Annotated in this window: 13 protein-coding genes; 5 read left to right on the top strand and 8 right to left on the bottom strand. The window is 71.4% G+C overall.

Features of this window, described 5'->3' with window-relative positions:
- Window positions 1-24: 24 nt before the first annotated feature.
- Window positions 25-1,545: an FAD-dependent oxidoreductase gene (locus BLS99_RS00060; protein ID WP_091044606.1), complete on the top strand. Its 1,521-nt coding sequence runs from the start codon at window positions 25-27 to the stop codon at window positions 1,543-1,545.
- An 83-nt stretch (window positions 1,546-1,628) separates the two neighbouring features.
- Here the strand turns inward: BLS99_RS00060 and BLS99_RS00055 are convergent, their stop codons facing one another.
- Together BLS99_RS00055 and BLS99_RS00050 are read right to left on the bottom strand one after the other, a co-directional pair.
- The gene (locus BLS99_RS00055; RefSeq protein WP_091041447.1) at window positions 1,629-1,847 is read right to left on the bottom strand and encodes a CDGSH iron-sulfur domain-containing protein; all 219 of its coding nucleotides are present in this window, start codon (window positions 1,845-1,847) and stop codon (window positions 1,629-1,631) included.
- Entirely contained in the window at window positions 1,844-2,746 is a 903-nt protein-coding gene (locus tag BLS99_RS00050) for an iron-containing redox enzyme family protein (RefSeq protein ID WP_218126121.1), read from the bottom strand. The genes BLS99_RS00055 and BLS99_RS00050 overlap by 4 nt, the downstream gene beginning before the upstream one ends.
- Before the next feature lie 673 nt (window positions 2,747-3,419).
- Here BLS99_RS00050 and BLS99_RS00045 point away from each other — a divergent pair.
- Together BLS99_RS00045 and BLS99_RS00040 are read left to right on the top strand one after the other, a co-directional pair.
- A complete protein-coding gene (locus BLS99_RS00045; protein ID WP_091041442.1) occupies window positions 3,420-4,238 on the top strand; it encodes a SigB/SigF/SigG family RNA polymerase sigma factor in 819 nt (272 codons plus the stop codon).
- Window positions 4,239-4,397: 159 nt separating this feature from the next.
- Window positions 4,398-4,820 (top strand): low affinity iron permease family protein, encoded by a 423-nt coding sequence (locus tag BLS99_RS00040; protein ID WP_218126120.1) that lies wholly within the window; start codon window positions 4,398-4,400, stop codon window positions 4,818-4,820.
- A gap of 159 nt (window positions 4,821-4,979) precedes the next feature.
- Here BLS99_RS00040 and BLS99_RS00035 read toward each other — a convergent pair whose 3' ends face one another.
- Complete coding sequence (locus BLS99_RS00035) at window positions 4,980-6,074, bottom strand: serine hydrolase domain-containing protein (RefSeq protein ID WP_091041438.1); 1,095 nt, start codon at window positions 6,072-6,074, stop codon at window positions 4,980-4,982.
- 212 nt (window positions 6,075-6,286) lie between these two features.
- Window positions 6,287-7,504 (bottom strand): zinc-dependent alcohol dehydrogenase, encoded by a 1,218-nt coding sequence (locus BLS99_RS00030; RefSeq protein WP_091041436.1) that lies wholly within the window; start codon window positions 7,502-7,504, stop codon window positions 6,287-6,289.
- Window positions 7,505-7,704: 200 nt separating this feature from the next.
- Between BLS99_RS00030 and BLS99_RS00025 the strand changes: the two genes are divergently transcribed.
- Complete coding sequence (locus BLS99_RS00025; protein ID WP_091041433.1) at window positions 7,705-9,810, top strand: catalase; 2,106 nt, start codon at window positions 7,705-7,707, stop codon at window positions 9,808-9,810.
- A 154-nt stretch (window positions 9,811-9,964) separates the two neighbouring features.
- Here BLS99_RS00025 and BLS99_RS25910 read toward each other — a convergent pair whose 3' ends face one another.
- The 3 genes from BLS99_RS25910 to sigK are packed head-to-tail and all read right to left on the bottom strand — an operon-like array spanning window position 9,965 to window position 11,348.
- Window positions 9,965-10,147, bottom strand: coding sequence for an anti-sigma factor (locus BLS99_RS25910; RefSeq protein ID WP_425432600.1), 183 nt, complete (start codon window positions 10,145-10,147; stop codon window positions 9,965-9,967).
- Window positions 10,105-10,734, bottom strand: a complete 630-nt coding sequence (locus BLS99_RS25450) for a zf-HC2 domain-containing protein (protein ID WP_143034620.1) — start codon at window positions 10,732-10,734, stop codon at window positions 10,105-10,107. The genes BLS99_RS25910 and BLS99_RS25450 overlap by 43 nt, the downstream gene beginning before the upstream one ends.
- Window positions 10,731-11,348, bottom strand: coding sequence for an ECF RNA polymerase sigma factor SigK (gene sigK, locus BLS99_RS00015; protein ID WP_091041428.1), 618 nt, complete (start codon window positions 11,346-11,348; stop codon window positions 10,731-10,733). The genes BLS99_RS25450 and sigK overlap by 4 nt, the downstream gene beginning before the upstream one ends.
- 252 nt (window positions 11,349-11,600) lie before the next feature.
- Here sigK and BLS99_RS00010 point away from each other — a divergent pair, with 252 nt between their 5' ends.
- Entirely contained in the window at window positions 11,601-12,347 is a 747-nt protein-coding gene (locus BLS99_RS00010; RefSeq protein ID WP_176953136.1) for an anti-sigma factor, read from the top strand.
- A 397-nt stretch (window positions 12,348-12,744) separates the two neighbouring features.
- Here BLS99_RS00010 and BLS99_RS00005 read toward each other — a convergent pair.
- Window positions 12,745-13,212: fasciclin domain-containing protein (locus BLS99_RS00005; protein WP_143034619.1), on the bottom strand; the 468-nt coding region annotated here is incomplete at its 5' end.

Genomic DNA, 13,212 nt, shown 5'->3' with positions numbered 1-13,212 from the left:
GGCCGGGCCGGGTACTCGGTGGCCATGAACGCAACCCGTCACGATCTCGCCTCCTATTGGACGGCCACGGCGCCTGGCCCGGAGTACCCGCGCTTGCGATCCGACGCCGAGGCCGACGTGGCCGTCGTCGGCGGCGGGATCGCGGGCCTGTCCGCGGCCCGTGAGCTCGCGGTCGCGGGCCTGTCGGTGGTACTGGTGGAGGCCGTTCGGATCGCCGAGGGCGTCACCGGCAACACCACCGCGAAGCTCACCGCCCAGCACGGGTCGATCTACGCGCATCTGAAGGACGCCTTCGGTATCGACGCGGCCCGCGACTACGCCACGGCGCAGTCCGAGGCGATCGCGCGTGTCGCCGCCACGGCCGACGAACTCGGCGCCGACTGCGACTTCGAGATGCGCCCCGCATTCGCCTACGCCCAGTCCGATGAGGCCGTGGCAGGGCTCAAGGCGGAGGCCGAGGCCGCCCGTGAGGCCGGACTCGAGGCGTCCTTCACCACCGACACCGGGCTGCCGTTCGACGTGGCCGGTGCCGTCCGCGTCGAGTACCAGGCGCAGTTCCACCCGCGCCGCTACCTGCTCGCGCTGGCCGCGGACTTCATCGCCCGTGGCGGGCGGATCTTCGAGCACTCCCGTGTCGTGGACGTCGAGTCCGAAGGCGACCGCCAGCGGCTCACCGTCGAGTCCGGCGCCGCCGTCCTATGCCGCGAGGCCGTGATCGCCACGCACTTCCCGATCGTGAACCGCGTCCGCCTCTTCCCGCGCCTGACGCCGAAGCGCGAGTTCGTGGTGGCCGCGCCGATCCCCGCGGGGGCCGACCCGGGCGGCATGTACGTCACGACCGAGCAGGACACCCGCTCGGTCCGCACCGCCCCTTACGGCGCGGGGGAGCGGCTGCTGCTCGTCACCGGCGCCGCCTTCACCCCCGGCGACCCCGGCGCCGGAAGGCAACTGGGGAAGCTCGCCGCCTGGACCGCGAACCGCTTCGGCACCAGGGACATCGCGTACCGGTGGGCCGCCCAGGACAACACGACGCCCGACCGCGTCCCCTACATCGGGCGGATGCCCGGAGGCGACGGTCTGTACGTGGCCTGCGGGTTCGGCGGCTGGGGCATGACCAACGGCGTCGTCGCCGCACGGCTGATCACCGGTCTCGTCACGGACGCGCCGCCACCGTGGGCGGCCCTGTTCGACCCCGCGCGGTTCCATCCGGTCAAGGAGGCCGGCCCGATCGCCGCGAACTCCAAGACCGCCGTCAAGCACCTCGTCGGCGACCGCATCGGCCACGCGCCCGCGCACTCGCCCGACGAGCTCGAACCCGGGCAGGGCGCGGTGATCCGCGTCGAGGGGCGCCTGCGCGCGGTCTACCGCGACGACGACGGCGACCTCCACACCCGGTCGGCCACCTGCACCCACATGGGGTGCGTCGTCGGTTTCAACGATGCCGAGCGCACCTGGGAGTGCCCGTGCCACGGCTCCCGCTTCGACACCGACGGCACCGTCCTCCAAGGACCGGCGACCACCCCGCTCCGCGACGAATCGGTCTGACGCGCATGGCGACTCGATGGATCACGGCGTTCCTGGACCTTCCGGCGCCCCGAACCGGCCGAGGGCGAGCCGTACCCGTCGGGTCAATCGCGATCGCTCTGACCGGTGGTGAACCCGGTGACCTTGTGGGTGCCGTCGCACCAGGGCTTGATCGCTGATCCGCCGCAGCGGCAGAGCGCGACCGCGCGCCGGGGCTGGTCGATCGGGTTGCCGTCCTCGTCGATGAACGTCGCGGGCCCGCGGACGATGAGCGGACCGTCCGGGCACGCGGTGAAGGTCACGGGGTCGTCGTCGCGCATCATTCGCCTCCCCGTGTGCGGGCCCGCCTGAGGGTGGTCCGGCCGTTCTGCCAGGCGTCGAGGAAGCGGTCGCCGACCCATGCGTCCATGCGCAGGCAGGCGAGGGCACCGAAGAGGATGTCGTCGAGGAGGGCGGGCTCGTCCTCGGCGAGGGCGCCGGCGAGGTCGCGGGCCGCTATCTGCTCGTGGACGGCGTCGGCTTCGACGTGCTCGTCGAAGTAGGCGGTGACCTCGGGGCCGAAGCCGAGCCTGCGGAACCCGTCGCCATAGAGCCGGTTCGGCAGCGAGGAGGTCATCTCGAACGCCGCGAGGTGTCCGACGATCGCGCCCCGCAGCCGCCGGTTGAGGCCGAACATCGACATCATGTTCTGCGAGGCGAGCGTGAGGGCGGGGACGTCGTCCACGTAGGCGCCGTAGCGGTCGTCGAGTCCGGCGCCGCGCATCGTCCGCGCGAAGATGGCCGCGTGCACCCGCGCCGGATCGCCGCCGCCGTACTCGTCCGACTGGATCTCGACCAGCGCGGCCTTCGACCGGCCGGTCAGCCGCGGGATCGCCCACGAGTGCGGGTCGGCCTCGCGGAGGGTGTAGATGCTGCGCTGGATCAGGAACTCCCGCGCCTGTTCGAGTGACGCCCGCTTGGCGACGAACCGCGCCAGGCTCGGTCCCGGGCCGGGGGCGGTCGCGGTGAACAGCCAGGCCGCGACCGCTTCGCGCGATGCCCGCGGTGGGTCCGCGACGCTGACCGCTGATCGCATGTGCGCCTCGAACGCCTGCTCCAGCAGCCCGCGGGTGGCGATCAGGTCCGGGTGCCACTCCCATGAGGCGTCGATCCACCGCAGCGACCCGTAAGCCGATCCGTACAGCAGGAACAGCGACAACTGGAGGTCCTCGTCCTCGATCACACTTCCGCTCGACGCCAGCGCTTCCCTCGCCGCCTCGGGCAGATGCCCGATCGACTGCGAAGGAACCGGCCTCGGGCCCGGCCGCGACAGGATCGAGCAGAGGGCGTCGCTCAACGGGCCGCGCGACCGCACGGGTGCGACCGCGGCTCGGACCTGCTCAATGCCCGCTCGGTCGAGTGCTGTGTGGGCCTTCATCCTCGTCGCGTCCTCCGATTCCAGGCTTTCGGCAAGTTCAGTGGCCGAGTCCGGCCGCCGTGTCTCGTCCCAGGTACCCGGCGTGAGGGTCCGCAACCGTTCTCCGATTCGCACCCAGCGCAGTAGTGCAAGGACGCTCTGGGTCGGATCTGGCATGGTGTCTGAGTTTGGAAAAGCCCGGAACGGTCACCAGGGCGACTTCTGCGGGGATCGGGGTTACGGTGGGGGTATCGATGGAGCCGCTCGTTCGATGTGCAGGGTCTTCCTTGAGGTGAAGGACCCGGAGCAGGAAGAGAACGGTCCGAGTGGCCCACGCCGATGCCGGAGACGGCGGTCCTCAAACCGCCCGGGGCGCACGCTCACCGCAGAGGGGGGCACGGTCTGCCGGTCCCAGCCCGGGCGCACGCTCACCTGGTCGATCCGAGACCGGTCTCGTACCGGTCTGACGCGCCAGAGGACCGCGAGGCGGTGGCCTGCCATGGCACCCGAGCACGACGCACGTACCGAGCAATCCGTCCATCGACCGGCCCGCGCTCGCGACGAGTACGGCGAGTTCCGTCCGCTCTTCGAGCGGTTGGCCGCGATGCCCGAGTCCGATCCGGACCGGCAGACGGTCCGCGACCGGCTCATCTGCGGCCATCTGCCGCTGGCCGAGCACATCGCGTACCGATACTCGCGCAAGGGGATCGCGACCGACGACCTCATCCAGGTCGCCACGGTCGGCCTGATCCATGCCGTCGACCGCTTCGATCCGGCCTTCGGCAAGGAGTTCCTGGCCTACGCCGTGCCGACCATCATGGGTGAGGTGCGGCGCCATTTCCGCGACACCGCCTGGCCGATGCGCGTCCCGCGCCGGTTGCAGGAGTTGCGGATCGCGATCAACAACGCCACCGCCGACCTCGCCCAGACCCTCGGCCACCCCGCGACCGGGGCGGAACTGGCCGAGTATCTGGACGTGTCCGAGGCGGAGGTCGCCGAAGGGCTCGAAGCGCGCCAGGCGTTCCGTTCGGTGTCGTTGGACGAGCCCGCGCACACCGGCACCGGGGCGGGGGTGCTCGCCGAGACGCTGGGCGCTGAGGATCTGGCGCTGGGTCTGGTCGACGACATCGAGGCCCTGGCGCCGCTCCTGCAGCAGCTGCCCGAGCGGGAGCAGCGGATTCTGGCGCTGCGGTTCTTCGAGGAGCAGACCCAGGCGCAGATCGGCGAGGCGGTCGGCCTGTCGCAGATGCACGTCTCCCGCCTGCTCAAGCAGACCCTGGACGAACTGCGCGAACGCATGCTCACCGCAACGAAATAGGGCCGCCAAGCCGTTCCCGGCGCGCCTGATCGCCGCACGGAGCGCGGTGCGGCAATGCCCGTGCGGATACGCGCTGCCGCAACCGGGTACCCATCACTGACAGCGATACGTTGGAGCGAACCGGTTGTTCGCACCTGAGCGGCGGGGGATCTGGGCACCATGACCGAGAAGAAGCACAAGGGCGACGCGGCGACGATGCCGGAGGACATCTCGCGCCGCACCAGTCCGTTCGACAAGTTCGCGACCAAGGCGTCCGAGCTCGCCGCTCGCGCGCCGTTCTTCCTGTTCTGCCTGCTACTGGTACTGATCTGGGCGCCGTCGATCATCTGGCTGCCGATGGAGCTGTGGCAGCTGATCATCAACACGACGACCACGATCATCACGTTCCTCATGGTGGCGCTGCTGCAGAACACCGAGTCGCGAAACGATGCGGCCGTGCAGCACAAGCTCAACGCGCTCGCCGACGGCTTGGCCGATCTCATGCAGCACACCGCCAAGGAGGACCCGGACTCCCACGACCTGGATGACTGCCGCAAGCAGCTGCGCCGGGCCGTCGGGCTCGAAGACGACGAGAGCGCGTGAACCTCGTCGGCGACCGCTTCACGGCCTTGCGCCGCTCCCACTGACCTCGCACCAGGGCATTCGGCCCCGAGCGCAGAAGCAGAAGTGCGCCCGCAGCCTCCATATCGGGACTGCGGGCGCTGCCGTGCTCGCCGGTCAGGCGCTCAAGCGACGCGGCTTTCAGGCCGAGGGCTTGGCGAAGACGGCGCCGAGGAGCGCGGCCAGGCCCGCTTGGAAGGCGGTGCTGGCGGTCATGGCGGCGTCGTCGACGTAGTTGAGCGCGGCGGTGAAGGACCGGGTGCCGTCGGCGGAGCAGTACATGAGCCCGGCGTTGCCGGTGATGCCGCCGTTGTGGGTGATGACCTTGCCGTACTCGGTGTCCTGGACGAACACGCCCAGGCCGTACCCGACCTTGGCCTCGGGAGTGAACATCTCGGCGGTGAGGTCGGCGGGCAGGAGCTTGCCGCCGACCAGGCCGGTGATGAACGTCTGGAGGTCGGCGCTCGTGGAGATCATGTCGCCGCCGGTGGCGATCCAGGACGGGTTCTGGCGGGAGACGTCCACGATCTGCTCCTGGCCGTCCTCCTCGTACCGGTAGTAGGCGTGCAGGTGCGGCGAGGGGATCTCGGGGGAGTAGCCCGGGACCACGGTGTCCTTCAGGCCCAGGGGCGCCAGGACGGTGCGTTCGATCTCCTCGGCGAGGGTGCGGCCGGTGACGGCCTCGACGACGAGCCGGGCGATCACGTAGTTGGTGTTGGAGTAGCTCCAGTCCTCGCCGGGGGCGAAGCGGGGCTCGTTGGCGAGGGCGAGTTCGACGAGGGATTCGGGGGTGTGGTCGTCGAAGCGGGCCTCGACCCACGCCTGCCCCTGGCAGGTGATGCCGGGCTTGAAGGTGCCGTCCTCGAAGTACTCGCCGGTGAAGTTGAAGACGCCGCTGGTGTGCTGCAGGATCATGCGCACCGTGATGCGCTCGTCGAAGCCGAAGGCCGGGAGGTGGGTCGCGACGGGTTCGTCGAGCCCGATCCGGCCTTCGGCGACGAGCGCCAGGACCGCGACGGCAGTGAACGTCTTGGTGTTGCTGCCGATGCGGAAGTGCGCGCCGGGCGCGGGCGGCTCGGTGCCGTCGAGCTCGCCGGTGCCGGCCGTGCCGTACCAGTCGCCGTGCTCGTCGCTGACGCGCAGCTGCACGCCGGTGATGCCGGCGTCGACCATGTCCTGCAGGACCTGCTGGAGCTCGGGGCGGGTGGTGTCGGTGGTGGTGGTGTGGTTGCTCATGCCGCAAGAGTGGTCCGGCCCGCTGACACGGCGCTGACACCGACCTGACGTGCGAAGCGCGCAGCGGAGCCGGCGTCAAGGATTCGCGATCAGCCGACTCGGCGACATCGCCGCTCGTGCCGCGGCGCTGCTCCGAGCCGGCGCCCGCGTCGCCGACCTCCCCACCGGCCGAGGCGGCAAGCAGAGCCTGCAAGAACCGCGCGAACCGGAGTTCACCCCTCGGCGACGTCGAGGACGGTCTTGAGCCAGCCGTCCTCGCGGCGGTCGAAGGACTCGTAGGCGGCGATCGCGCTCGTGGGCGGCTCGTGCCGCGTGATGAACGCGGTCGGGTCGACCGTTCCGGTGTGGACCAGGTCGAGGAGGTCGGGGATGTACCTGCGGTGGTTGCAGTTCCCCATCTTGACCGTGAGGTTCTTGTTCATCGCGTCGCCGATCGGGAAGCTGCTGAACCCGGCCGGGTAGACGCCGATGACGCCGATGCTCCCGGCCTTGGCGACCGATTCGACGGCCCACTGGAGGGCGAGACTCGGTGCGTCCCCCGGCACCCACAGGTCCCCGTCGGGTTCGGCGCTTGGGGCGGCGGCGCGGACCTCCTGCGCGAACTGCTCTGCCTTCTCGGCGGCCTGCGCCGCGGCAGGCCCGGCCTCAGGCCGCTGGGCGTCGACGCCCACGGCCTCGATGACCCGGTCGACGCCGATGCCGCCGGTCAGATCCTTGACGGCCGCGACGGGGTCCTCGGCGTTGAAGTCGATCGTCTCGGCGTGCTGCTCGCGCGCCTTGTCCAGGCGGGAGCCGATGCCGTCCACGACGAGGATCCGCCCGGCGCCCTGCCGTTTCGCCGAGGCGATCGCGAACTGGCCCACGACTCCGGCGCCGAGCACCAGGACGGTGTCGCCGCGGCTCACCTCGGCGAGCTTCGCGCCGAACCAGGCGGTGGGGAAGATGTCCGAGAGCAGGATCGCCTGGTCGTCGGTGACGGCGTCGGGGATGGGGACCAGGCCGGTCATCGCGTACGGCACGCGCGCGTACTCGGCCTGGAGGCCGTCGACCGGCCCGGTCGACTCGGGGCCGCCGAAGAAGCACGTGCCCGCGGCTGGCCCGTTCGGGTTCGCGGTGTCGCACTGGGCGTAGTAGCCGGCGCGGCAGTACGAGCAGGTGCCGCAGCCCACGGTCGAGGGGATGACGACCCGGTCGCCGGGCCGCAGGCCGCGGACGGCGGCGCCGACCTCCTCGACGACGCCGACCGCCTCGTGGCCCAGGATCGTGCCCTCGACCATGCCGGGGAGCGTCCCGCGCACCATGTGCAGGTCGGTGCCGCAGATCGCGCTGCGGGTGATCCGCACGATCGCGTCGGTCGGCTCCTGGATCTTCGGATCGGGCACCTCGTCGAGCCGGATGTCCCCGACCCCGTGCCACACCACTGCCTTCATCGCGTCCCCTCACGCTCTGATCGCTCGCTGCCGTTCGCGCCGGGGCCTCGCCCGGCACGGCCGAATACCCGCGGCACCGCCGTTCATTCGCCGGGCGTAGCGCGACCCTGACTGAAATACCGTTCTTGAGCAGCATTCACCGTTTGATAGTGATTTCGGTGGGTAGGGTGCTGCGCGAGACCACGTGAAGGGGAACCGCAATGACCGACGAGTCCGCACGCGACCGCAAAGACCTCCAACTCGACCAGGACCGCATCGCCGACGGCGGCGAGGCGCTGACGACGCAGCAGGGGGTCCGCGTCCACCACACCGACGACTCGCTGAAGGCGGGCGGGCGCGGCCCGACCCTGATGGAGGACTTCCACGTCAGGGAGAAGATCACCCACTTCGACCACGAGCGCATCCCCGAACGCGTCGTCCACGCCCGCGGCGCCGGCGCCTACGGCGTCTTCCAGCCCTACGACGACTGGCTCGCCGAGTTCACGACCGCGTCGTTCTTGACCGACCCGGCCGAGACCACGCCGGTGTTCGTGCGCTTCTCCACCGTGGCCGGCTCGCGCGGCTCGGCCGACACACCCCGCGACGTGCGCGGATTCGCCGTGAAGTTCTACACCCGCGCGGGCAACTACGACCTGGTCGGCAACAACTTCCCGGTCTTCTTCATCCAGGACGGGGCCAAGTTCCCCGACTTCGTGCACGCGGTCAAACCCGAGCCGCGGAACGAGATCCCGCAGGCCGCCTCCGCCCACGACACCCTGTGGGACTTCGTGTCCCTCCAGCCCGAGACGCTGCACGCGATCATGTGGCTCATGTCTGACCGGGCACTGCCGCGCTCGTACCGGATGATGCAGGGCTTCGGCGTCCACACCTTCCGGCTGGTCGACGCGAACGGCCGCGGCACCTTCGTGAAGTTCCACTGGACCCCCGCGCTCGGCACGCACTCCCTGGTCTGGGACGAGGCCCAGAAGGTCTCCGGCGCCGACCCCGACTTCAACCGGCGCGACCTGTGGGACGCGATCGAGGCCGGCGACCATGCCGAATGGGAGCTGGGCGTGCAGCTGGTGCCCGAGGAGGACGAGTTCGCGTTCGACTTCGACCTCCTGGACGCCACCAAGCTCATCCCCGAGGAGCAGGTGCCCGTGCGCCCGGTCGGGAAGCTGGTCCTGAACCGCAACCCCGACAACTTCTTCGCCGAGACCGAGCAGATCGCCTTCCACACCGCGAACGTGGTGCCCGGCATCGACTTCACCAACGACCCGCTGCTCCAGGCCCGCAACTTCTCCTACCTCGACACCCAGCTCATCCGCCTCGGCGGCCCGAACTTCGCGCACCTGCCGGTGAACCGGCCCGTCGCCGAGGTCCACAACGACCAGCGCGACGGCTACGGCCAGCACCGCGTCCACACCTCCGGAACCTCCTACAACAAGAACACGATCTCCGGGAACGACCCGGCGCCCGGCGCCGAAGGCTCCTACCGCCACTACACCGAGAAAGTGGAGGGCGCCAAGATCAGGGAGCGCTCGGAGTCGTTCAAGGACTTCTACAGTCAGGCGACCCTGTTCTGGAACTCCATGAGCGAGGTCGAGGCCGAGCACATCGTCGCCGCGTTCCGCTTCGAGCTCGGCAAAGTGACCGACAAGGACATCCGCGCCCGCGTGGTCGACCAGCTCCGCTGGATCGACCTCGGACTCGCACAGCGCGTCGCCGAAGGCGTCGGCGTACCCGCGCCGGACCAGGGCGCCGACAACCACGGCCGCACCTCACCGGCCCTGTCGCAGCTGACCGCGCCCGTGCGCACCGTCGCCACCCGCAAGATCGCGGTGCTCGCCGCCGACGGCGTCGACGGCGCCGGGCTGACCAGCCTCGTCGCCGACCTGCGCCGCCGCGGCGCGGTGGCCGAGGTCGTCGGACTCGTCGACGGGGCCGTCAGGTCCTCGTCCGGCGAGGACGTCGAGGTCGACCGCGCCCTGCCCACGATGGCCTCGGTCCTGTACGACGCCGTCGCCGTCCCCGGAGGTGCCGACAGCGTGGCCGCGCTCGGCCGCGACGGGCGCGCGGTCCACTTCGTAGCCGAGGCGTACAAGCACGGGAAGGCGCTGGCGGCCTTCGGGACCGGCGCCGAGTTGCTGGAGACCGCGCGCATCGACGCCGAGGTCGCACAGGGGACCGAGCCGGTCGAGGACCACGGCGTCGTCACCACCGCCGCAGACGGCGGCGAACTGCCGGACGCGTTCCTCGACGCCTTCGCCGACGCGATCGCCGCACACCGCGCCTGGGACCGGCCAACTGGCGGTATCGCAGCCTGACCGGCCTCGACAGGATCGCCGCACGCTCGACCGACCTGGCAAGGCCCCGCGCAGCGCCGCGGAGCACGGGCGACGCGGCTTCGGCCCGCGCAGCTGTGCAGGCGCGGTGGCGGGTCACCGGCTGCGCGGGGCGCCCACCACCGGTGCCGCGGTGTCAGGCGTCGAGGGCGATGTCGGCGACCATGGGCAGCGTCGGAGTCTGGGAGCCGCCTGCGGGTTCTTCGGTCACGGCGATGACCTCGATGCCGCTCGTGTCCTCGATGAGCATGGTCACCGAGGAGTCGCCTGGGTTCATCACGCCTGCTGAGACCGGTGTCGTGCCCTCGACCGTCCACACCTGGTACGCGCGGTCTGCCGGTGTCGGGCAGGCCCGCGACCACGACCACCGCTTGATCGCGTTCGGCCGAGGCGATGACGGTGACGGTGCCGCCGCCCTGGGCGTCGGTGGAGGCGACCTCGGCGTCGGCAGCGGCCAGGACGGCCGCGATCGGATCGGGCTCGGTGGGGGGCCGTGCCCGACATGATCGACCAGGTCGCGATCACGCCGGCGAAGGCGGCTGCGACCGCGAGTGCGGCCGCGCCCGACGCCAGCCGCCAGCGGCCGTGCCGCGCCCGGCGGTGCGGTGAGGAAAGAGCGTCGTTGCGGCGCGCCGTGCGACGGGAGCGCCGGTCGGGCTCGGCGGCGCGGGAAGCGGGAGCTGCTTGGCGGGTGTGGCGGATCTCGGTGAGGACGCTGCCGCGCAGGCGCATCGGCGGGTCGGCGAGGGTCACGTCGGCCAAGCGCGCGGCGGCTTCACGAAGCTCCTCGGCCTCCTGCGCGCACGAGGCGCACGATTCGAAGTGGTCCTCGATGCGCTCACGCTCAGCGGCGTCGACGGCGTCGAGGGCCCAGGCGCCGATGAGGGCGTGCTCGTCGGTGCTCATCGGGCCACCTCCAGGCAGTCGCGCAGTTTCAGCAGGCCGTCTCTGATGCGGGACTTCACCGTCGGCACGGCGGTGTCGAGCAACGTCGCGACCTGGCCGTAGGTGTGGCCCCCGTAGTAGGCGAGCGTGACGGCCTGCCGCTGCAGCTCGGTGAGCGTCTTCAGACAGCGCCGGACCTGGCGGTGCTCAAGGCGGCCTTCGGCGGCCTCGGCGACCTGGTCGTACTCGATCTCCACCGACGCGGTGGCGACGCGGCGCTCGCGGTCGCCGGCGGCCTGGGCCGACCGGACCCGGTCGACGGCTTTGCGGTGGGCGATGGTGGTGATCCAGGCTCTGGCCGAGCCGCGGCATTCGTCGAAGCGGGTCGCGTTGCGCCACACCTCGACCAGGGCCTCCTGGGCGACCTCCTCGGCCTGCGCGGGGTCGCGGACGATGCGCAGGCACAGCCCGTACACACGCGGGGCGCAGCGGTCGTACAGCATCGCGAACGCCTCCTCATCGCCCAAGGCGGTGCGGTGCAGGAGGGTCTCGGGGGTGTCGGGGTCGATGCCCGACACCGCCGACAACTGCGGCCGGCTCTCCCTGCGATGGGTGTGGGCACCCTGCTCGGACATCAACGCTCCCCGTGATCGATCGGTCCAGTCCGAACCGATTCGGAGCCGATGCGGCCGCGGACGGGTGCCGGATCGCGATCGAGCCGATCGGGTGGCGCACCCATCCGGGCGGGCCCCGGTCTCGAATCCTGGGTACAGGCGTTCAGCGACAAGGGGTGGGATGATGACCGCACACCGGACCGCGGCATGCGGGCACTCGCAGCCGGCCGCTGCTCGCGCTGGGCGCCCGGCGGGGCCCGCCGGAGGGACCCGATGAGCGAGGCGCACTCCTTGATCGGCGCCTGGGCCGTCGATGCGGTCGACGCCCGCGAGCGGGCCCTGGTCGAGGCGCACCTCGCCGACTTCCCCTCCTGCGCCGAGGAGGCGGGCGCGCTGCTGGAAGCCGTTGCCCGCCTCGCCGACACCGCCGCGACCGAACCGCCCCCGCGCCTGCGCAAACGGGTCCTCGCCGCGGCCCGGCGGACCGTGCAGGACACACCTCCGCCCCGCGACGCTGCACCGGACCCCGTGCCCCCGGTCGCGAGCGCGCGCCTCACACGGGCGCCGCGCGTGGTCTCGACGCTGGCCGCGGCCGCACTCGGTCTCGCCATCACCCTCGCCGGTGCGGCCTTGACCTGGTCGCAGCTCACTCCTGACGGGCCCGACGCCCAGGTCAGCGCTGTCATCGACGCCCCGGACGCCACCGTCGCCTCCGCGACCGGCGCGAACGGCGGCACGGTCACCGTCACCGCCTCGATCGAACTCGACCAGGCCGTCATCACCGTTGCGGAGCTTCCTGCGATCGGTGAGGACCGCGCCTACCAGGTCTGGCTGCTCGAGCCCGACGGCCCGGTCTCGGCGGGCATCATGCACCCCGGCGAGACTTCGGCGACCCTCGTCGTCGACGACCTCGCCGACGCCACCGCCATTGCCCTCACCCAGGAACCGGCGGGCGGGTCGAACGCCCCGACCCGACCGGCGGTCGCGCACGTCCCGATCGGCGTCCCGGACGCACCCTGAGGCGACTTGAGCTCCTTCACGCGAGCCTGCCCACCGATCCTTCAGGGCCCGCGGGCTCCTTGGGGCGACCGTGCTCGGACAGCACTGTGCGGAGGGAATCGCCGCGCGTCCGTGCCGAACCTGGACACGAAGGAGCGCCGGCCAGAACGGCTTCTGGCCGGCGCTCTCCCGCCGCTGCTCGCGTCCGGGCCCACCGGCCCGGACACAGACGATGGCATTGTGTAGTCGTTCGACGGGGCCGGCCGTGTCAAGCCGTTCCCGTGCCGTGTCGGACACGGGAGCCCCGCCCGTCTGCTCGAGTGCGCGCGAGTAGGTCACCGCACCGGGACGCCCGATGGAACGGTTCCCGGCCGAGACCGGCCGGGAACCGAGGCGCCCCTGGTGCGGTGCGAGTGTGCTAGGCGGGCATGAGGACGGTGTCGATGATGTACACGGTCGCGTTGGCGGTCTGGACGTTGCCGCAGACCACGGCGGCCTCGCCGTTGACGGTGAACTCCTCGCCCGAACCCTCGACGCTCAGGCTCGTGCCCTGAAGCGTGGTGTGCTCGCCCGCGAGCGCGTCGGGCGCGAGCTGGCCGGGCACGACGTGGTAGGTGAGGATGCTGGTGAGCGTCTCCTGGTCGGCGAGGACGGCGTTGAGGTCGGCCTCGGGGATCTTGGCGAAGGCGTCGTTGGTGGGCGCGAAGACGGTGATGTCCTCGGCGGTGTTGAGCGTGTCGACCAGGTCGGCCTCGCCCACCGCGGTGACGAGCGTGGACAGGACCGGGTTGTTGGACGCGGCGGTGGCGACCGGGTCGTCGGCCATGCCGGTGAAGGAGCCCTCCCCGTCGGCCGGGACCGCCGAGCACGCCGCACCGAACTCCCC

Source organism: Glycomyces sambucus, assembly GCF_900102815.1.
Classification (GTDB): domain Bacteria; phylum Actinomycetota; class Actinomycetes; order Mycobacteriales; family Micromonosporaceae; genus Glycomyces; species Glycomyces sambucus.
This window is presented reverse-complemented; position numbering and strand designations above follow the sequence as displayed.

Excerpts from the sequence above, each read along its gene's own strand:
- BLS99_RS00060 (WP_091044606.1), top strand. The coding sequence starts at position 25 with ATGAACGCAACCCGTCACGATCTCGCCTCCTATTGGACGGCCACGGCG.
- BLS99_RS00055 (WP_091041447.1), bottom strand. The coding sequence starts at position 1,847 with ATGATGCGCGACGACGACCCCGTGACCTTCACCGCGTGCCCGGACGGT.
- BLS99_RS00045 (WP_091041442.1), top strand. The coding sequence starts at position 3,420 with ATGGCACCCGAGCACGACGCACGTACCGAGCAATCCGTCCATCGACCG.
- BLS99_RS00040 (WP_218126120.1), top strand. The coding sequence starts at position 4,398 with ATGACCGAGAAGAAGCACAAGGGCGACGCGGCGACGATGCCGGAGGAC.
- BLS99_RS00035 (WP_091041438.1), bottom strand. The coding sequence starts at position 6,074 with ATGAGCAACCACACCACCACCACCGACACCACCCGCCCCGAGCTCCAG.
- BLS99_RS00030 (WP_091041436.1), bottom strand. The coding sequence starts at position 7,504 with ATGAAGGCAGTGGTGTGGCACGGGGTCGGGGACATCCGGCTCGACGAG.
- BLS99_RS00025 (WP_091041433.1), top strand. The coding sequence starts at position 7,705 with ATGACCGACGAGTCCGCACGCGACCGCAAAGACCTCCAACTCGACCAG.
- BLS99_RS25450 (WP_143034620.1), bottom strand. The coding sequence starts at position 10,734 with ATGAGCACCGACGAGCACGCCCTCATCGGCGCCTGGGCCCTCGACGCC.
- sigK (WP_091041428.1), bottom strand. The coding sequence starts at position 11,348 with ATGTCCGAGCAGGGTGCCCACACCCATCGCAGGGAGAGCCGGCCGCAG.
- BLS99_RS00010 (WP_176953136.1), top strand. The coding sequence starts at position 11,601 with ATGAGCGAGGCGCACTCCTTGATCGGCGCCTGGGCCGTCGATGCGGTC.